The organism is Pseudomonas frederiksbergensis (genome assembly GCF_035751725.1).
Taxonomy (GTDB): domain Bacteria; phylum Pseudomonadota; class Gammaproteobacteria; order Pseudomonadales; family Pseudomonadaceae; genus Aquipseudomonas; species Aquipseudomonas frederiksbergensis_A.
In genome coordinates, this window is the sequence record NZ_CP142104.1 from 4,892,990 (window position 1) to 4,913,601 (window position 20,612).

Consider the following 20,612-nt stretch of genomic DNA (forward strand, 5'->3'; position numbering starts at 1 on the left):
AGGAGCAGACCATGGATCCGCGCAGTGAAGTACTGCTTCGTCAGGCCGAGTTATTCCAGGGTTCGGTCCTGCTCGCCGGGCTGCCTGCCGACGATCTGTTGGGCCGTCTGCCCGAGGCCCATGGTTGGTGCTGGCATGCGGGCGATCAAGCGGCCCTGGATGCGCGCGTCCCAGGGCGCAGCCACTTTGGCGTGAACGTACCCGAGCGCGAATTCGATACCGCCGTGGTGTTCCTGCCCAAGGCCAAGGATCTCACCGACTACATTCTCAACGCCGTGGCTTCGCGCCTGGCCGGACGCGAGCTGTATCTGGTGGGGGAAAAACGCAGCGGCATCGAAGGCGCATCCAAGCAACTCAACCCGTTCGGCAAACCGCGCAAGCTCGACAGCGCGCGGCACTGCCAACTGTGGCAGGTCACCGTGGCCAACGCCCCCGAGGCCAAGCCGCTGGAGAGCCTGGCACAGACCTATGAGCTGCCATTGGCCGAAGGCCCGCTCAAGGTCATCAGCTTGCCGGGGGTGTTCAGTCACGGTCGACTGGATCGCGGCAGCGCGCTGTTGCTGGAGCATCTGGACAAGCTGCCCAGCGGCCACCTGCTGGATTTCGGCTGCGGTGCAGGGGTGCTGGGGGCGGCGGTCAAGCGCCGCTATCCACACAACACCGTCACGCTGCTGGACGTAGATGCCTTTGCCGCCGCCAGCAGTCGCCTGACGTTGGCCGCCAACGGCCTGGAAGCCGACGTGCTGACCGGTGACGGGATCGACGCCGCGCCCATGGGTTTGAACGCGATCCTGAGTAACCCTCCGTTCCACGTCGGTGTGCACACTGACTACCACGCGACCGAGAACCTGCTGAGAAAAGCGGCCAAACATCTGAAAAACGGCGGCGAACTGCGGCTGGTCGCCAACAGCTTCCTGAAGTACCAGCCGTTGATCGAAGAGCACCTGGGCCCCTGCGCGATCAAAGCCGAAGGCCAGGGTTTTCGCATCTACCGGGCCAAGCGCGGCTGAGGCGTTTTTGCAAAACAGCGCTTGCCCAATCGGATTTGCCTAGGCAGAATCCGCACCGTCCTAGGGGAGTAGTCTCCCGCGAGCGCCCTGCTCGCCCGGCATACGTCAACATACTTGGTCAGCAGGCCATGGCGTATGCGGCCCAAGCGTCCACGCAGATGGTCGCTGGGTTTGACAAGACCTATGACACGCACACCTTACCCGGGGCGGGAAGGCTGTACGTGTCATAGCCGTGTCGACCCGCCCCTTTTAGGAATTCCCTGATGCTGGACTCTTTCCTCGTACCCACTGCCATCGTTGCGTTGGCCGAAATCGGCGACAAGACGCAACTGCTCGCCCTCATCCTCGCCGCTCGCTTTCGTAAACCGTGGCCGATCATTGCCGGCATCGTCGCCGCGACCCTCGCCAACCATGCGGCGGCAGGCGCGGTCGGGGCCTGGGTCAGCGGGTTCTTTTCCGATGCGGTGCTGCACTGGATATTGGCGGCAAGCTTCGCGGCCACGGCACTGTGGACCCTGGTCCCGGACAAGCTGGACGATGAAGAGGCGAATACGGCCCGCAAATTCGGCCCGTTCCTGACCACGCTGATCGCGTTTTTCCTCGCGGAAATCGGTGACAAGACCCAGATCGCCACGGTGATGCTCGCCGCGCAATACCCGGAACTGTGGCTGGTGATCATTGGCACCACCGTGGGCATGCTGATTGCCAACGTGCCGGTGGTACTGGCGGGCAACTTCGCCGCCGAGAAACTGCCCCTGGCTCTCATCCGTCGCTTGGCCGCCTCGGCGTTTTTCATCCTGGCAATCGTGGCGGTGTACAAGGCGATGCAGAGCAGTGGGTGGGTTTGATGCTGTTGTGGCAAGGGCGCTTGCTCCCTCGCCACAACAACAGTTCACCGGGTGACGATGATTACTTCTTGGCCTGCTGGTAAAGCGGCATCACCTTCGGAATCGCCGCCTGCAACGAGGCGATCCGGCTGCTGGACGATGGGTGGGTGCTCATAAACTCCGGCGGAGCGCCTTCCGAAGCCTTGGCCATCTTGTTCCACAGGGTAATCGCGGCGTTCGGGTCGTAGCCGGCACGGGCCGCCAGTTCGAGGCCGATCAGATCGGCTTCGTTTTCGTTGCCGCGGCTGTTGGGCAGGGTCATGCCATAGTTGGCGACCGTGTCGGCCAGCGCCAGGCTGTCCTGGCCCAGGCCGAATATCGCACCGGCACCCTGCTTGGCCATTTCGATGCCATAGGCCTTGGACATGGCTTCGCGACCGTGCTCGCGCAAGGCGTGGGCGATTTCATGGCCCATGATCGCGGCGATTTCCGCATCGGTCAGTTTCAGCTGGTCGATCAGGCCACTGTAGAACATGATCTTGCCGCCGGGCCCGCAATTGGCGTTGAGTTCATCGCTCTTGATCAGGTTCACTTCCCAGTTCCACTGCGCCGAGTCCGGCCGGAACACCGGCGCCTGGGCGATCAGACGGTCAGCGATGACCTGCAGGCGCTTGGCGTCGCTACTGGTCTTGTCCAGGGCGCCTTGGGAGCTCGCCTCGCCCAACGTCTTCTGATAGGACTGGGCGTACATCTGGTTGACCTCGGCGGTCGACAGCATGCTGAACATGTACTGCTTGCGCTCCACGCCCACGGCTCCGCCGCTGGTGGTATTGACTGATTGGCAACCGGCGAGCAGCAGGGCCGCGCCCAGAGCGCTCACCATCAAAGTCTTGTTCATACAAAAGAAGCTCCATGGAATCGTGGGCGTATCCTAGGCCTTGATTTGTATCGGCGCCAGATACACAGCGAGGGATTACAGGTTTTTCGGACAGGTCCCACTCATCCATTTGCGACACCCATCCAGCCAAAACAGTCATCCGACGAACAGCGTCTCATGCCGGGACACGGAAATGCCGATACAAGGACCAGACGTCATTTCAGGTCCGGTGCCTTTATGAAATTCAGATCGATCCAGTTTTCCGTTGCTGCCCTGGCCGGTGCCATCGTGCTCAGCGTGGTCGGCGCCCTGGTGCTTTACGCATTGTTCGCCGGCGCCCGCACCCAGGAAATGGTGCAGCAGCGGACCAAGGCGCAATTCGAACAACTCATCGAACAACGCCTCAGCGCCCTCGCCCACACCCAGGCCAGCCTGATCCAGCGTGAGCTTGAAGCGCCGCTGTTGCTTGCCCGGGGCCTGGCGACGGCCAACGCCCTGATGGGCATGAACGGCGCGGACGGCAACCCGCAATTGAAGATGCCACGCGAGCAGATGATCAGCCTGCTGCGCGAGTCCGTGGTGCGCAACCCGAAGGTCCTCGGCGCCTATATTGCCTGGGAACCGAACGCCATCGACCACGACGACGCCAACTACGTGAACAGCCAGGTGCTGGGCATGGAAACCAACGGTCGCTTCCTGCCGTGGTGGTTTCGCAACCAGGACGGCACCCTCGGCCTGGAAAAGCTCGCCGACGTGACGGACCAGAAACTGCTCTCCACTGGCATTCGCGCCAGCGAGTACTACCTGTGCTCCCAGGACAGCAGGAAAGCCTGCGTGATCGACCCGGCGCCGTACCGCGTCGGCAGCACCATGACGATGCTGGCGTCGTTCATCGAACCGATCCTGATCGATGGCAAATTCCAGGGCATCGTCGGTGCCGACCTGTCGGTGAACTTCATCCAGGACATGCTCGTCGCCGCCGACGCCAAGCTGTACGGCGGCGCTGGGGAAATGGCCTTGCTCTCCAGCAACAATCGCCTGGTGGCTTTCACCAAGGACCCGAGCAAACTCGGGGAAAAGGCCAGCGACCTGCTGGACGCCAACGAACTGGACAACCTGACCAAGCTCGGCGTCGGCGAGGTGCGTTACGACATCGACGAAACGCACGGCCATATCGAGGTGTACATGCCGTTCGGCATCGGTGAGACCAGTGCCCGCTGGACGCTGATGTTGCAATTGCCGTTGAACGCGGTGATGGCCGATCTGCAAGCCTTGCAGAAGGACCTCGACGATCAGCGCGAGACCGATATCTTCGGCATGGCCATGGTCGGCCTGGCGATTGCCGCCATCGGCCTGCTGGTGATCTGGCTGGTGGGCCACGGCATCGCCCGGCCACTCAAGCAAATGGTGGCGATGCTCGATGACATCGCCCAGGGCGAAGGCGACCTGACGCGCCGATTGACCAGCGACCGCGCCGATGAATTGGGCGCCATCGCCAAGGGCTTCAATACCTTCCTCGGCAAATTGCAGGGAATGATCACCCAGGTGGTGACGTCGGTGCAGAGCGTCAGCGACTCGTCGGAGCACACCGCCGACATCGCGATCCGCACCAACCAGGGCGTGCACAAGCAAATGTCGGAGATCGATCAGGTCGCCACCGCCGTGCATGAAATGACCGCCACCGCCCAGGACGTCGCTCGCAATGCGACCCAGGCCGCCCAAGCCGCCAGTCACGCCGACCAGGCCGCCAGCCAGGGCATGCAAATCGTGCGCGACACCTCCACCTCCATCGGCGCGTTGGCCGTGGAAATCGGCAAGGCCGTCGGCGTGGTGCAGACCCTGGCCAAGGACAGCGAGAACATCAACGCGATCCTCACCGCCATTCGCGGGATCGCCGAGCAGACCAACCTGCTGGCCCTTAACGCGGCCATCGAAGCGGCGCGGGCCGGCGAACAAGGTCGTGGTTTTGCCGTGGTCGCCGATGAAGTGCGCAACCTCGCGCAGAAGACGCAGCAGGCCACCGAAGAAATCCAGTCGATGATCCAACAGTTGCAACAGGGCACCCGCGACGTGGTGCGTGTCATGGAAGACAGCCAGCACCGCACCGATGAAAGCGTGCAGCACGCGGCCAAGGCAGCCCAGGCGCTGGAAACGATTACCCAGGCGGTGTCGGTGATCAACGACATGAACACCCAGATCGCCAGCGCCGCCGAGGAGCAGAGCGCCGTGGCGGATGACATCAACCGTAACGTGATCAATATCGGCCAAGTGGCGAACGAAGTGGCCAGCGGCGCCGATGAGTCCAGCGCAGCCAGCGCCGGGCTGACCAAGTTGGCGGAGCAACAGCGGCGGTTGATCAATCAGTTCAAGGTCTGATCCTGCGGCTTCATCGCGAGCCTGCTCGCGAAGGGGCCGGCACTGCCGCCAAAGAACTCAAGCCGGGGTCAGGCACTCCGGCCCATTGAGTTTCGGGTCGTTGACCATGTTCGCCAGCACCCGCTCGCGCAATTGCCCCGGCTCGCTCGCCAGCAGCCCTTGCAGGGCATGCAACGGTGTCTCGGGATCGAGCCACAGCCGCTGGCCCTCTTCATCGAGAATCAGCGGGCGCCGCTGACCGGCCGCCGGCTGGGTGATGACGGCCGTGCTCAACCACACCTGCTCCTGCACCGGATACGCTTCCCAGATCGCCGCGAAAAACAGCGATGAACCTTCCCCCGGGGTCAGCCAATACGGGCGTTTACGCGAACCACCACGCCACTCGTAGAAGCCGTTGGCCGGCAGCAGGCACCGACGCAACCGCAGGGCCTCGCGGAACATCGGTTGCTCGGCGACGGTTTCGGCGCGGGCATGGGCCGGGGTGCGGGACAGGTCGGTCAGCCACGGCGGCGTCAGTCCCCAGCGCGCCCGGGCCAATTCACGCCGGCCATCGGCGCCAGCCCGCAGCATCAGAACCGAATCGTTGGGCGATATGTTCCATTGGGCCTTCTGGTCGGCGGGGAAGCCGGGCAAGGCCGCGAAGGCAGGATTCCAGCGAAACAGGGCATAACGTCCACACATGGGGTAACACGACTCTCAAATCAAACGGCGGCCAGCCTAACAGACCAGCGTTCCGGGGTAACTGTCCGGCTCATCGCCGGGCAACGGCAGCGCGGCATTGTAGGCGGCGATCAGTTCGCGGGCGTATTGCGCCTGTTCATCTTCCACCGCCAGCCCCAACAGCCCATGCATCGGCAGTTCCCCCGCGCCCCCCACCAGGTCACGGCCCACCAGATGCGCCGTGATGCCTTCGCTGGCGAGCATGCCTTGGAGCAATTCACCTTCCATCAGGTTTTCCAGTTCGTAGATTCGCTGCATGGCCGCCCCTCATTCGTTCTCGCTGAAGACCTCGAGGTGCCATTCTTCCTCGTGTACTTGCAGCACGAAGGTAATCGGCCGACAACAGACCTGGCAATCCTCGATGTAGGTCTGGTCGCCACCGGAAAGATCCAATGAAGTCTCCACTTCTTCTCCACAATACGGACATTCATATTCAGCAGCTTCCAGCATCGCGGTCTCCCAAGTGACTTGTGCGTATAATCGCCGGTCTATTTGCAGGGCTATTTTTGCCTGGGCTATCTTCCAGGCGTGTCCTGTCATTTTTTCGATCGAACCTTTACTTACCCTAGCCGTTTCCAACAAGAGAGCATGATGGGCGAATTCGATGCCATCCGACCTTACGACGACAGCGAAGTACCAGCGGTGCTGGCACGGCTGCTCAGCGACAAGGCGTTTCTAGATATCCTCACCCACTTCCGCTTCCCGCGCCTGGCCGGCGCTTTCGGCTGGATGCTCAAACCCCTTATAGCGCAGAAGTTGCGTCGTGAGTTCGCCGGTGTGACCTCGGTCGCCACCCTGCAGGACAAAGTGGAGTTCTACGTCGACCACACCATCGAGCGCGCCACCGATGGCGTGACCTATACAGGGGTGGAGCAATTCAAGTCCGGCAACGCGTACCTGTTCATCGCCAACCACCGCGACATCGTGATGGACCCGGCGTTCGTCAACTATGCCGTGTACCACGCAGGCCTGCCGACGCCGCGCATCGCCATTGGCGACAACCTGCTGCAAAAGCCGTTTGTCAGCGACCTGATGCGCCTGAACAAGAGCTTCATCGTGCATCGCTCCATCACCGGCCGGCGGGAAAAGATGGCGGCGTACCAATTGCTGTCGGCGTACATCAACCATTCGATCCGCAACGATTGCGCCTCGATCTGGATCGCCCAGGCAGAGGGCCGGGCCAAGGACGGTGATGACCGGACCGAGTCGGCGATCCTCAAGATGTTCCACATGAGCCGCAAGGACGAGCCGTTCGGCGAGGTCATCCGCTCGCTGAACCTCACGCCGGTGTCGATCAGCTACGAATACGACCCGTGCGACCAGGCCAAGGCCCGCGAGTTGTACATCCGTGCCACCACCGGGACCTACACCAAGGCACCGGGCGAGGACGACGTCAGCATCGCCAAGGGCATCACCGGCTATAAAGGGCGGGTCCACGTGAACTTCTCCGCGCCGATCACCGAGCTGTTCGAAGACACCAAGCAATTGGCGGCGGAAATGGACCGGCAGATTCTCGGCGGTTATCGGCTGTTCCCGGTGCATTACCTGGCCTACGCCCAATGGACGGATGCCGACCCGCAGCTACAGGTGCCAACGGCGGCCGAGGTGTTCGGTGCCGAGGAACTGGCGAAAGCTCAAGGGGAATGGCAACGTCGGCTGGATGCGTGCCCGGTGGAACAGCGACCGTTCCTGGTGCTGCAATATGCAACGCCGGTGCGTAACCAGTATCGGGTCAAGGCGGGGTTGCCGCTTTAAAGTAGCGAGTGTTTTTTCGTGGCGAGGGAACAAGCTCCCTCGCCACCAAAGCAGTTGTCGCCGACTGCGATCAGAGCTGCGTGCTGATCCAGGACATCAACAGCGCCACGCCCAGGCAGGCAAATCCGAATCGGTAGAAGAAACGGTTCATGCGCTGGGTGGCCAGGTCCAGCAGTGCTTCGAATCGTTCATTGCTTTCGCCGGTGCGCGCTTGAAGGCAAGCACGTGCTCGCTGTTCGCGACGGCGCGTCGCGTGCAATACCCAGCCACCCGGGCAGGCAAACAGCAGCGCGAGCAAGTTGATCAGTTTGGCGGGGTGGGCGGCGAACAGCGAAAACAATTGCAACGACATCACGGACCTCAAGCGAAAAACGGACGCCTTGCGCCCGGGACCTACGAACAGGGCGCGGATTCTACCGAAAGCCTGGCGCGCTGCATCGGTTTTTCCGACCGGTAACGATCCGCCCAGGCCAGGGCCACAAAAGAAGGTTAATTTTCATGTAACGGTTTCGTCATATGGATAGGCCACCCTGTCGCCCTCCAAACCCGTACGGAACCCGTCATGCTGCACGCCGAAAACCAGGATCGTCTCTACCTTATCAGCCCGAGCGACGAACAGCAGGCCCTTGTCGGCAGCTTGTCCTTCAACGTCCAGGACCGGCACTGGCTGGTGTATTGCGCCCTCGGCGGCCATCAACATGCCGACCTCCCGGAGACCGATCTGCTGACCGGCATCAGCGTGCTGGAGCTCTACTCCCAGGCCGCTTGACTCGCACCCATGAAAAAGCCCGCAGAAGCGGGCTTTTTCGTTCAAGCCAAACCTTACTCCGCCAGCACCTGACCAATGGTCGGGTCCTTGAACAGACGGGTCAGGGCATCGCTCAATACATCGCTGACCAGCTTGGTGTTGGTGTCCTGGTTGGGCGCCATGCCGAAGCGCTGATCCAGGGACGCGCCGTATCGACCGCTGTAGCGACGGTTGGCGTTCTGCACGTCGGAGCGGAAGGTTGCGCCGATTGTCGCCTCTGTCACGTACATGCCCTCCTTGGGCGACTGGTATTTCAGTTCGGCCAAGGTCACGGTCAGTTGCGGGGCATTCATTGCATTAGCGGTGGGCGTGAAGCCCAGCAAACGCACGGCCGCCTCGGCCTGCGCCTGCAATTTAGGCAGGATTTGCGCACCCTGCACCGTGATCACGCTGGTTTCCGGGTACAGCCCACCCCGCGTGCCGAGGGTCGGCGACGGACGACCATCAACGACCCGCACGACCACCGGCTGGCCGCGACCCACCGGCGCCAGCTGGGCGTTGAGCTTGGGCTCCGGGTTGAGTTGTTGCGGGCTGTGGGCACAGCCGACGAGGGTCAGACTGGTCACTGCGATCAAACCGAACAACAGGCGTTGCAACATGCTCTTCTCTCCAGAATCGGGCACAGACAGGCCGGCAGTATAGCGGTGCGCCATCGCGGCGAACTAGCGTCGCGGCATGAATACTGAAATGTCTGACACGGGCCTGGGTTGGGCGGTTCCTGTCACCCCGTTGTCATCGTCCTTAAACCTCGGCGTCATGGCTGGCTGTCAGGCTGTACCCAAGTTCCCCGGATACGGTACCTGACCATGCGCCACCTCATTTCCCTGTTCACCCCGCGCCCGCACCACCGCTGCTTCGCCCTGCTCGACCGCACCGGCCGCTGCCAGGCATTCAAGCAATGCAGCCTGCAGCCCATGGGCGATGGCTGGGTGGAAATCGAAGAGATCCGCCTCAACTGGTTGCATCAACCCTTGCCTGCCAGCGCCGTGGTACAACCGCCTCGTACTCGCTCACGTAACCGCCCGCTGTTGGCCGTCTGACCGCAAGGCTAATAAAAGTCATAAAACACGACCATTTCCGCGCGTTTCTTCGCTACAATCTCCCCCCGATTATAAGGACGTCTCCTGATCGGGCCTCGCAACGCCGCTGATGCGCTTGTATTGGCACCCCGCACCGCCCACAGAGAGCCGCCCACACAGATCGAGTGAAGCTGGCGCTTGCTGTTTTCCCTGGCAAATCACCGCTTTTCGCGAATCTGCAGAGCTGTCATTACGCTCGGTCACTGAGCTGTCTGCCCGTTTTGCCTGTCATGTATTGCATGGGGGCAACCAAACCGGGCGCAGTGCCAGGCTGGGACAGCCCTTTTTTGAGGTTCACGTCTTCAAAAGAGCGTGAAAAAACGGGTTTTCACTACTTCACAAGAGTGTGGCGAGCAAATGAAGAGTTTTGCGTCTGAACAAGCACCATCAGCGTCTGGAACAGCCCAACGACACAGGACCGGATATCGCTCAAGAACCGCCGCCTGAAGCCTGTCCGCTACGGATTTGGTTGCACGAACGGATGCCTCGGCCATAAGTCGAATTGCCTGCCCGGCGCTTAAATGAGTTCATGGGACTCTTGAGGCCAGGCTGCATGCATCCGCTGAGTTGCGAAAAATTGCGAAGATTCGGACATGGCGATTCCTGGCCATGGATACCTGGGGCGCAACTGAACTGCCCCGCTTCCTGGCCGCTATGCCGACAATTTGGTGCTGCAGATTTTGGAGACGCGTTAAATGGCGCATAACGAAGCAGTCGATGTAGTTCTGGTAGGGGCCGGCATCATGAGTGCCACCCTGGCCGTACTGCTCAAGGAGCTCGATCCCGCGATTTCGCTGGAAGTCGTCGAGCTGATGGACTCAGGTGCCGCGGAGAGTTCCAACCCCTGGAACAACGCCGGCACCGGTCACGCCGGGCTGTGCGAGCTGAACTACACCCCCCAGTCCGCCGATGGCAGTGTCGACATCAAGAAAGCCGTGCACATCAACACCCAGTTCGAGGTGTCGAAGCAGTTCTGGTCGTACCTGACCAGGAAGGGTACGTTCGGCTCGTCGAAATCCTTCATCGCCCCAGTGCCGCACCTGAGCTTCGTGCAGGGTGACAAAGGCGTGGAGTTCTTGAAGAAACGCTTCGAACTGATGCGCCAGCATCACGCCTTCGCCGACATGGAATACACCGAAGACCGCGACCAGATGGCAGAGTGGATGCCGCTGATGATGCCGGGCCGTCCGGCCGATGAAGTCATCGCCGCCACCCGCGTCATGAACGGTACCGACGTCAACTTCGGCGCCTTGACCAACCAGTTGCTCAAGCACCTGGGCAGCGCGCCGGACACCCAGATCAAATACTGCAAGCGCGTCACCGGCCTCAAGCGCAAGGGCGACGGTTGGACCGTGAGCATCAAGGACGTCAATTCCGGCAGCACCCGCGAAGTCGACGCCAAGTTCGTCTTCCTCGGTGCCGGTGGCGCCGCGTTGCCGCTGCTGCAAGCTTCGGGTATCGAAGAGAGCAAGGGCTTCGGCGGCTTCCCGGTCAGCGGCCAGTGGCTGCGTTGCGACAACCCGGAAGTGGTCAAGCATCACCAGGCCAAGGTCTACAGCCAGGCCGCCGTGGGCTCGCCACCGATGTCGGTGCCGCACCTGGACACCCGCGTGGTCGATGGCAAGAAATCCCTGCTGTTCGGGCCATACGCCGGCTTCACCACCAAGTTCCTCAAGCACGGTTCGCTGATGGACCTGCCGTTGTCGGTACGCGCCGGCAACATCGGCCCGATGCTGGCCGTGGCCCGGGACAACATGGACCTGACCAAGTACCTGATCAGCGAAGTGATGCAATCGATGGAGCAGCGCCTGGAATCCCTGCGCCGTTTCTACCCCGAGGCGAAAGCCGAGGACTGGCGCCTGGAAGTGGCCGGCCAGCGAGTGCAGATCATCAAGAAAGATCCGAAAAAAGGCGGCGTCCTGCAATTCGGCACCGAACTGGTGGCAGCCAAGGACGGCACCCTCGCCGCCCTGCTCGGCGCCTCCCCTGGTGCTTCGGTGACCGTTTCGATCATGCTGGAACTGATCGAGCGCTGCTTCCCTGAAAAAGCCAAGGGAGAGTGGGCCACCAAGCTCGCGGAAATCTTCCCGGCTCGGGAAAAAGTGCTGGAAACCGATGCAGCGCTGTACCGCAAGATCAATGCGCAGAACAACGTTGCGCTGGAACTGGTTGAAGAAAGCAGCGAAACCCAAAGCTACGCTTGATTCGATCGGCTAGAAAAATCGCCCCGTTCTCCATGAGAGCGGGGCGTTTTTTTTGCAGCTGTTGTGGCGAGGGAGCTTGCTCCCGCCGGCCTGTGCAGCAGGCCTGAACCAATCAGCCGCGAGCTTTTTTGATCAACTCGATATATTCCTCCGCATTGCGCTGATCATGGATCAACGCAATGAAATCGTTGCCATGCTCGTCCTTGCCATCAAGGTCGTAGCCGGCCTTGATGAAAAACGCCAGGAAGCGCTCGAAGTCGTCGACACGCAGCCCACGATAGGCCTTGATCAGTTTGTGCAGCGACGGCGACGTAGCATCGACCGGTTCAAAATTGAGGAACAGCTTGATCTGTTCGTCGCCAATCTCGTCACCAATCACTTGTTTCTTGTCTTTACGCATTGCCGGCTCCAGCTCGCACAATTCACGGGGCGGGCAGTTTACCCCCGGCGGGCGTTGCGGCTCAACGCGGGCGTGCGGTGCCGGTGTGCAGGTCGGCCCAGATATGGCCGTTTGCGTAGCTGAGAAACTGCACGTACACCGTGTCGTTGCGCAGTAGATCGATGACGACTCGGTACTGGGCCTGTGGGTAAGACAGGGTCAGGGTCTTGCTCGCCTCGTCGTACACAGGTTTTTTCAGGCTTTTGCTTTCGCCGTCAAAATTGAGGATCACCTGGCTGATGGTCGCGCCTTTGTTCAAGGGCTTGCCTTTTAGGCGCACCATCAATGGCGAGGTGACCGGGATCGGCTGCTGGTTGGAAGGCCGCTGGTTACCCAGCACCACCGAATATTCGGTGACTTGCAGCAACTGCTGCTGTTCGGGCTGCTCCTGGCGCGCCACCAGATCGTCGGGGGGCAGGAACTGGCTGTGCATCGGCGCACCCATGGCCGCCAAGGGCAGGCTGGTGATCAACAGCAAAGTGGCGCAGCGGCGGATCGATACACGCATGACAGGCTCCGGGGGCTTGGCTGGGCACGCTAGCATCCATGGAAAAAATAAGCGACCCGGGTCAATACATTCGGGCATCCGGCGCGGCATACTCAAAGGGCCATCAAGCCCGACGCCGAACGCATTGCCTTTGTGGCGAGTCGCTCGGTGGGGCGGGAGGTATCGCCCGGTTCAACTTCGCCAGGAGTATCCATGTCCTTCTCCGCCCTACCGCTCTTCGCCGCCTGGCGCCAAGCCTGGCGTGCCGGTTATACATTCGAACGCCTGCGCGGCGACCTGGTGGCCGGGCTGACGGTCGGTGTAATCGCCATTCCCTTGGCGATGGCCCTGGCGATCGCCGTTGGCGTGGCGCCGCAGCATGGGTTGTACACGGTGCTGGTGGCGGCGCCCTTGATCGCCCTGACCGGCGGCTCGCGCTTCAACGTGAGCGGGCCGACGGCGGCCTTTGTGGTCATCCTGCTGCCCATCACCCAGCAATACGGGCTGGGCGGCCTGCTGCTATGTACGATGCTTGCCGGCTTGATTCTGATCGCCCTGGGATTGATGCGTGCAGGGCGGTTGATTCAATACATCCCTTATCCGGTCATCCTCGGCTTCACCGCCGGTATCGGCGTCGTGATCGCCACGCTGCAACTCAAGGACCTGTTGGGGCTGACCACCGCAGGGCAAGCCAAGCATTACATCGAACAGCTCGGCGAACTGCTCGTGGCATTGCCCAGCGCACATCTGGGTGACGGGATTATCGGTGCCGCGTGCCTGGCTGTGCTGATTGCCTGGCCGCGCTGGGTCCCACGGGTCCCGGGGCACCTGGTGGCGTTGCTGGTGGGCGCGCTGTTGGGGCTGGCGCTGGAGCGCCTCGGCTTGCCCATCGCAACATTGGGCGAACGCTTCAGCTATGTCGTCGATGGCGTCACCTACCCGGGCATCCCGCCTTTACTACCGAGTTTCGATTGGCCATGGAACCTGCCGGACGGCCAAGGCAGGGCGCTGGTGCTCTCCTACGACCTGTTTCGTCAATTACTCGGGCCGGCTTTCGCCATCGCCATGCTTGGCGCCATCGAATCACTGTTGTGCGCCGTGGTGGCGGACGGCATGACCGGAAGCAAGCATGACCCCAACGCCGAATTGGTCGGCCAAGGCCTGGGCAATCTCGTGGCCCCGCTGTTCGGCGGCATCACCGCCACCGCCGCGATTGCCCGTAGCGCCACCAACGTGCGCAGCGGTGCGACATCGCCGTTGGCGGCAATCATCCACAGCCTGGTGGTGTTGGTGGCAATTGTATCGCTGGCACCGTTGTTCAGTTATTTACCCATGGCCGCCCTCGCCGCGCTGCTGGTGATTGTGGCCTGGAACATGAGCGAGGCCGGGCATGTGCTACACACGCTGCGTATAGCGCCGCGCAGCGACGTGCTGGTCTTGCTGACCTGTCTTGGCCTGACGGTGCTGTTCGACATGGTGTTGGCGGTCGCCGTCGGCCTGTTGCTGGCCGCCGGGCTGTTCATCAAGCGCATGAGCGAACTGACCGACAGCGCCGAACTGCCGCGCGATGTCCATCGAGCCTTGCTGGACATGCCCGAGCACGTGCGCTGCTATGCGATCCGTGGGCCACTGTTCTTTGGCGCGGCGGAAAAAGCATTGGATGTGCTGCGCAAGTTCGATCCGGGTGTGCGGGTGGTGATTGTGGACATGAGCGCCGTGCCGATGCTGGACATGACGGCACTGGCCGTCCTGGAAAATATCCTGAAGGATTACCGCAAGCACGGCATCGGCCTGATACTCGTGGGAACCGCGGCACGGGTGCGCCTGAAAATGCGTCGCGCCGGGGTTCATCGCGAGCAGCGCCAGTTGGCGTACGTGCAGACGCTGGAGCAGGCGCGGGTCAAGAGCGAAAAATGGCTGGCCGCGAGCGTCGCGCACTCAAGACTGGTGTGATGTGTGGCGGGGGGCGCTTGCTCCCTCGCCACACAAGCTTTCCTGTACTCACCCCATCAGCCGAACAAGGCTTGATCCAGGAAGGCCGGGCCGGTCATCTGGTTACATCCCCTTGACGGCAAAGATACCGTTGGCGTTGCGCCAGTAGCCTTTGTAGTCCATGCCATAACCGAAAATGTAGCGGTCGATGCACGGCAGACCAACGAAATCGGCCTTCAGGTCGGGACGGGCCTTGCGGTCATGGTCCTTGTCGATCAGCACGGCGGTGTGCACCGCGCGGGCGCCGGCGTGTTTGCAGAAATCGATGATCGCGCCCAGGGTATGACCTTCGTCGAGGATGTCGTCGATGATCAGTACGTCGCGGTCGATGAACGAGACTTCCGGCTTGGCTTTCCAGAACAGGTCGCCGCCGCTGGTTTCGTTGCGATAACGGGTCGCGTGCAGGTAGGACGCTTCCAGCGGGAAGTTCAGATAGGTCAGCAGCTTGCCGGAGAAAATCAGCCCGCCGTTCATCACGCAGAACACGACCGGATTGCTTTCAGCCAACTGATCGTTGATTTGCGCACCGACACGGGCAATTGCCGCTTCGACTTCAGCTTCGGTGTACAGGCAGTCAGCCTCTCGCATGACTTGACGGATATGCTCGAGATCAGCGGACATGGCGCTCTCCAGGGGTGGCAGTTCGGAAAAGCGGGCAAAGGTACGCATCCCGCCCGGCCAGATCAAGCGTTTGTGGACTAACGTTCTGTATTGTCTATAGGACAACACCCTCGGATAGATTAATCTAGGCCGGTTTTTTTGCCCGCCGCCGGAGCCTTCCCCATGCCCATCCTCGAGATCCGCCATCCGCTGATCAGACATAAACTCGGCCTGATGCGCCGTGCAGACATCAGCACCAAGAACTTCCGCGAGCTCGCCCAGGAAGTCGGTGCCCTGCTCACCTACGAAGCCACCAAGGACCTGCCGCTGGAATCCTACGAGATCGCCGGCTGGGCCGGCGCGGTGCAAGTGGAAAAGATCGCCGGCAAGAAGATCACCGTAGTGCCGATCCTGCGCGCCGGTATCGGCATGCTCGAAGGCGTGCTCAGCCTGATCCCGGGCGCCAAGGTCAGTGCGGTGGGCGTGGCTCGCAACGAGCAGACCCTGCAGGCCCATACCTACCTGGAAAAACTGGTGCCGGAAATCGACGAGCGCCTGGCGATGATCATCGACCCGATGCTCGCCACCGGCAGTTCGATGGTCGCCACCATCGACCTGTTGAAGAAAGCCGGTTGCCGGGACATCCGTGCCATGGTGCTGGTCGCCGCGCCCGAAGGCATCAAGGCCGTGGAAGATGCCCACCCCGACGTGACCATCTACACCGCGTCCATTGACCAGAAACTCAACGAACATGGCTACATCATCCCGGGCCTGGGCGATGCCGGCGACAAGATCTTCGGCACCAAGCAGAAGGACGCCTGAGCATGCAGGACGAATTCAACGATCCGCTCTGGCGTCAGGTGCTGTCCGGCGCACAGATGCTGTTCGTCGCCTTCGGCGCGCTGGTGCTGATGCCGCTGATCACTGGCCTGGACCCCAACGTGGCACTCTTCACGGCGGGCCTGGGGACGATCCTGTTCCAGATCGTCACCGGGCGCCAGGTGCCGGTGTTCCTGGCGTCGAGCTTTGCCTTCATCACGCCGATCATTCTCGCCAAGGGCCAGTTCGGCCTGGCGGCGACCATGGGCGGCGTGATGGCGGCCGGTTTCGTTTACACGTTCCTGGGCCTGGCGGTGAAGATCAAGGGCACCGGGTTCATTGATCGCCTGCTGCCGCCGGTGGTGATCGGTCCGGTAATCATTTCCATCGGCCTGGCGATGGCGCCGATCGCCGCCAACATGGCCATGGGCAAGGCCGGCGACGGTACCGAGCTGATTCATTATCAGACCGCGATGATGATTTCGATGCCGGCGTTGCTCACCACGTTGATCGTCGCGGTGTTCGGCAAGGGCATTTTCCGCCTGGTGCCGATTATCTCCGGCGTGCTGGTGGGCTTTGCCATGGCGTTTTTCTTCGGTGTCGTCGACACCGCGAAGATCGCCGCGGCGCCATGGTTCGCCCTGCCCGCCTTCACCGCACCGGAGTTCAACTGGCAGGCGATCCTGTTCATCGTACCCGTTGCCCTGGCACCGGCCATCGAGCACATAGGCGGCGTCATTGCCGTGGGCAGCGTGACCGGTCGCGATTACCTGAAGAAGCCGGGCCTGCATCGCACGCTGTTCGGCGACGGCGTTGCCACCACCGCAGCCGGCCTGTTCGGGGGCCCGCCCAACACCACGTACGCCGAAGTGACCGGCGCGGTGATGCTGACCAAGAACTACAACCCGAAAATCATGACCTGGGCCTCGATTTTCGCCATCAGCCTGGCGTTCATCGGCAAGTTCGGCGCGTTGCTGCAAAGCATTCCGGTGCCGGTGATGGGCGGGATCCTGTGCCTGTTGTTCGGTTCGATTGCGGCGGTGGGCATGAACACGCTGATCCGCCACAAGATCGACCTGGGCGAAGCCCGCAACCTGGTGATCGTTTCGGTGACGCTGGTGTTCGGCATTGGCGGCGTGCTGGTCGGCACCGGTACCGGTCCGGACGATTTCGGCCTCAAGGGCATCGCGTTGTGCGCCGTGGTGGCGATCGCGCTGAACCTGATCTTGCCGGGCAATGACGGTTGGAAGCAGAAGAAGGCGGATGAGCCGATTGTGTAATTCAACCGGTCTGTAATGTGGCGAGGGCGCTTGCCCCCGCTCGACCGGGCTGGCGCACCCGTGCGAAGCGCTCGCAAGATCTGGGGTTGCTGCGCAACCCAGCGGGAGCAAGCTCCCTCGCCACAGGTTGTATTACAAAGCCAAGGGCGCCCGTTCGCAAAGGGTGCTCAACGCCTGCGCCCAGTGCGGATCGTCATTGAGACACGGCACCAACACCAGCTCCTCCCCTCCCGCTTCGCAAAATTGCTCTCGGCCACGGTCGCCGATTTCCTCCAGCGTCTCGATGCAATCGGCCACGAACGCCGGGCACATCACCAGGACTTTCTTCACGCCACTCTTGGCCAGTTCGTCCAGGCGCGCTTCGGTGTAGGGTTCGATCCACTTGGCGCGGCCCAATCGCGACTGGAACGACACCGACCACTTGTCCTCCGCCAGTCCCATGCGCTGGGCGAACAGTTCAGCGGTGCGGATGCACTGGGCGCGATAACAGGTCGCCATGACTTCCGGCGGCGCGTTCTTGCAGCAGTCGGCGTCCTTGAAGCAGTGATAGCCCGTAGGGTCGAGCTTGGTCAGGTGCCGCTCAGGCAAGCCGTGGAAACTCAGCAGCAGGTGATCGTGGTCCTGCATCAAGTACGGCTTGGCGCTGGCAACCAGGGCATCGAGGTACTCCGGCTGGTCGTAGAAAGGCTGGAGAATCGAGAATTTCACGTCGAGCCTCTTCTCCCGCACGACCCGTTTCGCTTCCTCGATGACCGTGGTGACCGTGCTGTCGGCAAATTGCGGATACAACGGGGCCAGGGTGATGTTCTTGTGACCCTGGCTCGCCAGGCGTACCAGGGTGGACTCCAGCGACGGCTCGCCGTAACGCATCGCCAGTTCTACCGGGCCCTGTTTCCATTGAGCGGCCATGGCCTGTTGCAAGCGCCGGCTGAGCACCACCAGGGGCGAGCCCTCTTCCCACCAGATCGAGGCATAGGCATGGGCCGACTGCTCGGGGCGCTTGATAAGGATCAGCGACACCAGCAACCGCCGGATTGGCCAAGGCAGGTCGATCACGTACGGGTCCATCAGAAATTGATTGAGGTAGCGGCGTACATCGGCCACCGAGGTGGAGGCAGGCGAACCCAGATTCACCAGAAGCAACGCGTGATCGGTCATGCAACGTCCTATTTCAAAGGCGACCCGACAAGTCTTCCAGGGCCGCAGGCAAATCAGTGAACCGGAATGAAAACCCCGCCGCCAGCAATCGGGCCGGCGTGGCGCGCTGGCCGCCCAGCAACAGCAGTGACAACTCCCCCAACACAACCTTCAGCGCAAGCTCCGGCATTGGTACCACAGCCGGGCGATGCAACACGTCACCCAAGGCCTTTGCAAAATCGCGGTTGCGCACCGGGTTCGGCGCGCAGGCATTATAAGGACCGCTGGCATCACTGCGGTGCAGAAGAAAATCAATCAGGGCGATTTGATCGTCAATATGAATCCAAGGCATCCATTGCCTCCCGCTGCCGATACGCCCGCCCAGCGCGAGTTTGAAGGGCAGCAGCAGCCGCGACAAAAAGCCGCCCTCGGCCGACAGGACCAGGCCGGTGCGGACCAGTACCACACGCATGCCCAGGGCCTCGGCCCGCTGCGCGGTTTCCTCCCAGGCGATGCATAGCTGGCTGGCGAAGTCCTCGCTGACCGGCCCCGATTCTTCGGTCAACTCACGCTCGCCACCGTCGCCGTACCAACCCACGGCAGAGCCGGAAATCAGCACCTGCGGTCGCTGCTCGCAACGCTCAAGCCAGGCGAGCAATGTCTCGGTCAGGGTGATGCGGCTGCTCCATAGCAATATCTTGCGCTTGTGGCTCCAGGGGCGATCGGCGATGGGCGCACCAGCCAGGTTGACCACTGCGTCCACCGACTCGGCAAGCTCATCGAGCGTGGCGATGCCGCGTACCTGCGCACCGCAGATTTCCGCCACCTGTTCGGGTCGACGACTCCAGACCGTCAAGCGATGTCCTTGCTCCAACCAGTGCCGGCAGAGCTGACGACCGATCAAACCAGTACCGCCGGTCAGCAATATGTGCATGAGGTGTTCCTCGCATCGCGTTTTACCCGGCCCATTAGTCTATTTTTATAAGTAGAGCTTTTTCATATTGGACAGGTCTGCTTCTAACAATAGGACAACCTGCCAAAACGCGAACGGTAAAACTTATACCAAAAATCAAAATTGTACAGGATTAAACGACGGCGTAGTCTGTACAGAAAGTAAACGAGGCCCTCATGACTGTACCTATCGCAATCATCGGCACCGGCATCGCCGGACTTTCCGCTGCCCAGGCCCTGACGGAGGCTGGGCACGTCATTCAACTTTTCGATAAAAGCCACGGCAGCGGCGGACGCATGTCGAGCAAGCGCAGCGACGCCGGCGCGCTCGACATGGGCGCCCAGTATTTCACCGCCCGTGACCGACGCTTCGTCACGGAAGTGCAACGCTGGCAAGCCAACGGCTGGGCAGCGGAGTGGAACCCGCAGCTCTATCACTTCCAGGACGGGCAGATGAGCCCATCGCCGGACGAACAGACCCGCTGGGTCGGCACCCCGCGCATGAGCGCCATTACCCGCGCCCTGCTCGGCGATTTGCCGGTGCAGTTCTCCTGCCGCATCACCGAGGTGTTTCGTGGCCAGGAGCATTGGCACCTGCAGGACGCCGAAGGATTCACCCATGGCCCGTTCGGCCAGGTGGTCATCGCCACGCCTGCACCGCAGGCGACCGCATTGCTCGCCGCCGTGCCGAAACTGGCTGGTGTGGCCGCCGGGGTAAAAATGGACCCTACCTGGGCCGTCGCGCTGGCCTTCGAACAGCCCTTGGACACCCCAATGGAAGGCTGCTTCGTGCAGGACAGCCCCCTCGACTGGCTGGCGCGCAACCGCAGCAAGCCGGGGCGCGACAGCAAGCTCGACACCTGGGTGCTGCATGCCACCAGCGACTGGAGCCGCCAGCACATCGACATGTCCAAGGAAGCGGTCATCGAACACCTGCACGGCGCGTTCGCCGAGCTGCTGCACAGCGCCATGCCCGCTCCCAGCTTCAGCGTGGCCCATCGCTGGCTGTACGCCCGCCCCGCCGGCAGTCACGAATGGGGGGCACTGGCCGACGCCGACCTGGGATTGTATGTGTGCGGCGACTGGTGCCTGTCCGGCCGGGTCGAAGGGGCCTGGCTCAGTGGGCAGGAGGCCGCGCGCCGGTTGCACGCAAGCCTCCAGTAGATCGCTGATACGCGTCTCTCGCTGCTGTCGCAACAGACAGCAGCCCATCTGCGCCAACCCTGGCATCACTCCATTCATTCAATTGCC

The 20,612-nt window shown here is 61.9% G+C and carries 22 protein-coding genes and 1 riboswitch; of the genes, 11 read left to right on the plus strand and 11 right to left on the minus strand.

The features are described 5' to 3' along the window. The first annotated feature begins 11 nt into the window (after nucleotides 1–11). Nucleotides 12–1,010: a class I SAM-dependent methyltransferase gene (locus VQ575_RS21890; protein WP_325918410.1), complete on the plus strand. Its 999-nt coding sequence runs from the start codon at nucleotides 12–14 to the stop codon at nucleotides 1,008–1,010. 51 nt (nucleotides 1,011–1,061) lie between these two features. Next, nucleotides 1,062–1,183: riboswitch (yybP-ykoY riboswitch) on the plus strand. A gap of 90 nt (nucleotides 1,184–1,273) precedes the next feature. Further along, on the plus strand, nucleotides 1,274–1,858 hold the full coding sequence (locus VQ575_RS21895; RefSeq protein WP_039592168.1) for a TMEM165/GDT1 family protein: 585 nt from the start codon (nucleotides 1,274–1,276) through the stop codon (nucleotides 1,856–1,858). Nucleotides 1,859–1,919: 61 nt separating this feature from the next. Here VQ575_RS21895 and VQ575_RS21900 read toward each other — a convergent pair whose 3' ends face one another. Beyond that, nucleotides 1,920–2,735 carry a M48 family metallopeptidase gene (locus VQ575_RS21900; RefSeq protein ID WP_039592169.1) on the minus strand — a complete coding sequence of 272 codons (816 nt, stop codon included), beginning with the start codon at nucleotides 2,733–2,735 and terminating at the stop codon, nucleotides 1,920–1,922. Between the two features lie 216 nt (nucleotides 2,736–2,951). On the opposite strand from VQ575_RS21900, the gene VQ575_RS27365 reads away from it, so the two are divergent. Continuing rightward, nucleotides 2,952–5,090: a methyl-accepting chemotaxis protein gene (locus VQ575_RS27365; RefSeq protein ID WP_325918411.1), complete on the plus strand. Its 2,139-nt coding sequence runs from the start codon at nucleotides 2,952–2,954 to the stop codon at nucleotides 5,088–5,090. 57 nt (nucleotides 5,091–5,147) lie between these two features. Here the strand turns inward: VQ575_RS27365 and VQ575_RS21910 are convergent, their stop codons facing one another. The 3 genes from VQ575_RS21910 to VQ575_RS21920 are packed head-to-tail and all read right to left on the minus strand — an operon-like array spanning nucleotide 5,148 to nucleotide 6,260. Next, complete coding sequence (locus VQ575_RS21910) at nucleotides 5,148–5,771, minus strand: SOS response-associated peptidase (protein ID WP_039592171.1); 624 nt, start codon at nucleotides 5,769–5,771, stop codon at nucleotides 5,148–5,150. A gap of 36 nt (nucleotides 5,772–5,807) precedes the next feature. Further along, on the minus strand, nucleotides 5,808–6,068 hold the full coding sequence (locus tag VQ575_RS21915; RefSeq protein WP_039592172.1) for a putative signal transducing protein: 261 nt from the start codon (nucleotides 6,066–6,068) through the stop codon (nucleotides 5,808–5,810). Nucleotides 6,069–6,077: 9 nt separating this feature from the next. Then, nucleotides 6,078–6,260 carry a CPXCG motif-containing cysteine-rich protein gene (locus VQ575_RS21920; protein WP_039592173.1) on the minus strand — a complete coding sequence of 61 codons (183 nt, stop codon included), beginning with the start codon at nucleotides 6,258–6,260 and terminating at the stop codon, nucleotides 6,078–6,080. Nucleotides 6,261–6,398: 138 nt separating this feature from the next. Between VQ575_RS21920 and VQ575_RS21925 the strand changes: the two genes are divergently transcribed. Then, nucleotides 6,399–7,565, plus strand: coding sequence for a 1-acyl-sn-glycerol-3-phosphate acyltransferase (locus tag VQ575_RS21925; protein ID WP_039592174.1), 1,167 nt, complete (start codon nucleotides 6,399–6,401; stop codon nucleotides 7,563–7,565). 70 nt (nucleotides 7,566–7,635) lie between these two features. Here the strand turns inward: VQ575_RS21925 and VQ575_RS21930 are convergent, their stop codons facing one another. Further along, nucleotides 7,636–7,917 (minus strand): lipoprotein, encoded by a 282-nt coding sequence (locus VQ575_RS21930; RefSeq protein WP_039592175.1) that lies wholly within the window; start codon nucleotides 7,915–7,917, stop codon nucleotides 7,636–7,638. A gap of 210 nt (nucleotides 7,918–8,127) precedes the next feature. On the opposite strand from VQ575_RS21930, the gene VQ575_RS21935 reads away from it, so the two are divergent. Then, entirely contained in the window at nucleotides 8,128–8,334 is a 207-nt protein-coding gene (locus VQ575_RS21935; RefSeq protein WP_039592176.1) for a hypothetical protein, read from the plus strand. A gap of 53 nt (nucleotides 8,335–8,387) precedes the next feature. Here the strand turns inward: VQ575_RS21935 and VQ575_RS21940 are convergent, their stop codons facing one another. Further along, the gene (locus VQ575_RS21940; RefSeq protein ID WP_030138601.1) at nucleotides 8,388–8,972 is read right to left on the minus strand and encodes a YajG family lipoprotein; all 585 of its coding nucleotides are present in this window, start codon (nucleotides 8,970–8,972) and stop codon (nucleotides 8,388–8,390) included. 207 nt (nucleotides 8,973–9,179) lie between these two features. Between VQ575_RS21940 and VQ575_RS21945 the strand changes: the two genes are divergently transcribed. Next, the gene (locus VQ575_RS21945; protein WP_045155099.1) at nucleotides 9,180–9,413 is read left to right on the plus strand and encodes a hypothetical protein; all 234 of its coding nucleotides are present in this window, start codon (nucleotides 9,180–9,182) and stop codon (nucleotides 9,411–9,413) included. Nucleotides 9,414–10,147: 734 nt separating this feature from the next. Then, nucleotides 10,148–11,656 (plus strand): malate dehydrogenase (quinone), encoded by a 1,509-nt coding sequence (mqo, locus tag VQ575_RS21950; protein ID WP_045155098.1) that lies wholly within the window; start codon nucleotides 10,148–10,150, stop codon nucleotides 11,654–11,656. A 112-nt stretch (nucleotides 11,657–11,768) separates the two neighbouring features. Here mqo and VQ575_RS21955 read toward each other — a convergent pair whose 3' ends face one another. Next, nucleotides 11,769–12,056: a PA4642 family protein gene (locus VQ575_RS21955; protein WP_325918412.1), complete on the minus strand. Its 288-nt coding sequence runs from the start codon at nucleotides 12,054–12,056 to the stop codon at nucleotides 11,769–11,771. Nucleotides 12,057–12,117: 61 nt separating this feature from the next. Further along, entirely contained in the window at nucleotides 12,118–12,603 is a 486-nt protein-coding gene (locus tag VQ575_RS21960; protein WP_045155097.1) for a hypothetical protein, read from the minus strand. A 192-nt stretch (nucleotides 12,604–12,795) separates the two neighbouring features. Between VQ575_RS21960 and dauA the strand changes: the two genes are divergently transcribed. Further along, nucleotides 12,796–14,535, plus strand: coding sequence for a C4-dicarboxylic acid transporter DauA (gene dauA, locus VQ575_RS21965; protein ID WP_325918413.1), 1,740 nt, complete (start codon nucleotides 12,796–12,798; stop codon nucleotides 14,533–14,535). Between the two features lie 102 nt (nucleotides 14,536–14,637). Here the strand turns inward: dauA and VQ575_RS21970 are convergent, their stop codons facing one another. Then, nucleotides 14,638–15,195: a hypoxanthine-guanine phosphoribosyltransferase gene (locus tag VQ575_RS21970; RefSeq protein WP_030138595.1), complete on the minus strand. Its 558-nt coding sequence runs from the start codon at nucleotides 15,193–15,195 to the stop codon at nucleotides 14,638–14,640. A 162-nt stretch (nucleotides 15,196–15,357) separates the two neighbouring features. Here VQ575_RS21970 and upp point away from each other — a divergent pair, with 162 nt between their 5' ends. Then, nucleotides 15,358–15,996 (plus strand): uracil phosphoribosyltransferase, encoded by a 639-nt coding sequence (upp, locus tag VQ575_RS21975; RefSeq protein ID WP_039592183.1) that lies wholly within the window; start codon nucleotides 15,358–15,360, stop codon nucleotides 15,994–15,996. A gap of 2 nt (nucleotides 15,997–15,998) precedes the next feature. Then, on the plus strand, nucleotides 15,999–17,273 hold the full coding sequence (locus tag VQ575_RS21980) for a uracil-xanthine permease family protein (protein WP_039592184.1): 1,275 nt from the start codon (nucleotides 15,999–16,001) through the stop codon (nucleotides 17,271–17,273). 132 nt (nucleotides 17,274–17,405) lie between these two features. Here VQ575_RS21980 and hemH read toward each other — a convergent pair whose 3' ends face one another. Further along, a complete protein-coding gene (hemH, locus tag VQ575_RS21985) occupies nucleotides 17,406–18,431 on the minus strand; it encodes a ferrochelatase (RefSeq protein WP_325918414.1) in 1,026 nt (341 codons plus the stop codon). A gap of 13 nt (nucleotides 18,432–18,444) precedes the next feature. After that, nucleotides 18,445–19,344: a TIGR01777 family oxidoreductase gene (locus VQ575_RS21990; RefSeq protein ID WP_039592186.1), complete on the minus strand. Its 900-nt coding sequence runs from the start codon at nucleotides 19,342–19,344 to the stop codon at nucleotides 18,445–18,447. A 194-nt stretch (nucleotides 19,345–19,538) separates the two neighbouring features. Here VQ575_RS21990 and VQ575_RS21995 point away from each other — a divergent pair, with 194 nt between their 5' ends. Next, a complete protein-coding gene (locus VQ575_RS21995) occupies nucleotides 19,539–20,525 on the plus strand; it encodes an NAD(P)/FAD-dependent oxidoreductase (protein ID WP_039592187.1) in 987 nt (328 codons plus the stop codon). Nucleotides 20,526–20,612: the final 87 nt, after the last annotated feature.

What these genes read in the sequence shown, in the direction of transcription:
- VQ575_RS21980 (WP_039592184.1), top strand. Translation starts at nt 15,999, where the DNA reads ATGCAGGACGAATTCAACGATCCGCTCTGGCGTCAGGTGCTGTCCGGC.
- VQ575_RS21900 (WP_039592169.1), bottom strand. Translation starts at nt 2,735, where the DNA reads ATGAACAAGACTTTGATGGTGAGCGCTCTGGGCGCGGCCCTGCTGCTC.
- VQ575_RS21970 (WP_030138595.1), bottom strand. Translation starts at nt 15,195, where the DNA reads ATGTCCGCTGATCTCGAGCATATCCGTCAAGTCATGCGAGAGGCTGAC.
- VQ575_RS21945 (WP_045155099.1), top strand. Translation starts at nt 9,180, where the DNA reads ATGCGCCACCTCATTTCCCTGTTCACCCCGCGCCCGCACCACCGCTGC.
- hemH (WP_325918414.1), bottom strand. Translation starts at nt 18,431, where the DNA reads ATGACCGATCACGCGTTGCTTCTGGTGAATCTGGGTTCGCCTGCCTCC.
- VQ575_RS21895 (WP_039592168.1), top strand. Translation starts at nt 1,274, where the DNA reads ATGCTGGACTCTTTCCTCGTACCCACTGCCATCGTTGCGTTGGCCGAA.
- VQ575_RS21910 (WP_039592171.1), bottom strand. Translation starts at nt 5,771, where the DNA reads ATGTGTGGACGTTATGCCCTGTTTCGCTGGAATCCTGCCTTCGCGGCC.
- VQ575_RS21960 (WP_045155097.1), bottom strand. Translation starts at nt 12,603, where the DNA reads ATGCGTGTATCGATCCGCCGCTGCGCCACTTTGCTGTTGATCACCAGC.
- VQ575_RS21930 (WP_039592175.1), bottom strand. Translation starts at nt 7,917, where the DNA reads ATGTCGTTGCAATTGTTTTCGCTGTTCGCCGCCCACCCCGCCAAACTG.
- dauA (WP_325918413.1), top strand. Translation starts at nt 12,796, where the DNA reads ATGTCCTTCTCCGCCCTACCGCTCTTCGCCGCCTGGCGCCAAGCCTGG.
- VQ575_RS21995 (WP_039592187.1), top strand. Translation starts at nt 19,539, where the DNA reads ATGACTGTACCTATCGCAATCATCGGCACCGGCATCGCCGGACTTTCC.
- VQ575_RS21915 (WP_039592172.1), bottom strand. Translation starts at nt 6,068, where the DNA reads ATGCAGCGAATCTACGAACTGGAAAACCTGATGGAAGGTGAATTGCTC.
- VQ575_RS27365 (WP_325918411.1), top strand. Translation starts at nt 2,952, where the DNA reads ATGAAATTCAGATCGATCCAGTTTTCCGTTGCTGCCCTGGCCGGTGCC.
- VQ575_RS21920 (WP_039592173.1), bottom strand. Translation starts at nt 6,260, where the DNA reads ATGCTGGAAGCTGCTGAATATGAATGTCCGTATTGTGGAGAAGAAGTG.
- VQ575_RS21925 (WP_039592174.1), top strand. Translation starts at nt 6,399, where the DNA reads ATGATGGGCGAATTCGATGCCATCCGACCTTACGACGACAGCGAAGTA.
- mqo (WP_045155098.1), top strand. Translation starts at nt 10,148, where the DNA reads ATGGCGCATAACGAAGCAGTCGATGTAGTTCTGGTAGGGGCCGGCATC.
- VQ575_RS21955 (WP_325918412.1), bottom strand. Translation starts at nt 12,056, where the DNA reads ATGCGTAAAGACAAGAAACAAGTGATTGGTGACGAGATTGGCGACGAA.
- VQ575_RS21990 (WP_039592186.1), bottom strand. Translation starts at nt 19,344, where the DNA reads ATGCACATATTGCTGACCGGCGGTACTGGTTTGATCGGTCGTCAGCTC.
- VQ575_RS21890 (WP_325918410.1), top strand. Translation starts at nt 12, where the DNA reads ATGGATCCGCGCAGTGAAGTACTGCTTCGTCAGGCCGAGTTATTCCAG.
- VQ575_RS21940 (WP_030138601.1), bottom strand. Translation starts at nt 8,972, where the DNA reads ATGTTGCAACGCCTGTTGTTCGGTTTGATCGCAGTGACCAGTCTGACC.
- VQ575_RS21935 (WP_039592176.1), top strand. Translation starts at nt 8,128, where the DNA reads ATGCTGCACGCCGAAAACCAGGATCGTCTCTACCTTATCAGCCCGAGC.
- upp (WP_039592183.1), top strand. Translation starts at nt 15,358, where the DNA reads ATGCCCATCCTCGAGATCCGCCATCCGCTGATCAGACATAAACTCGGC.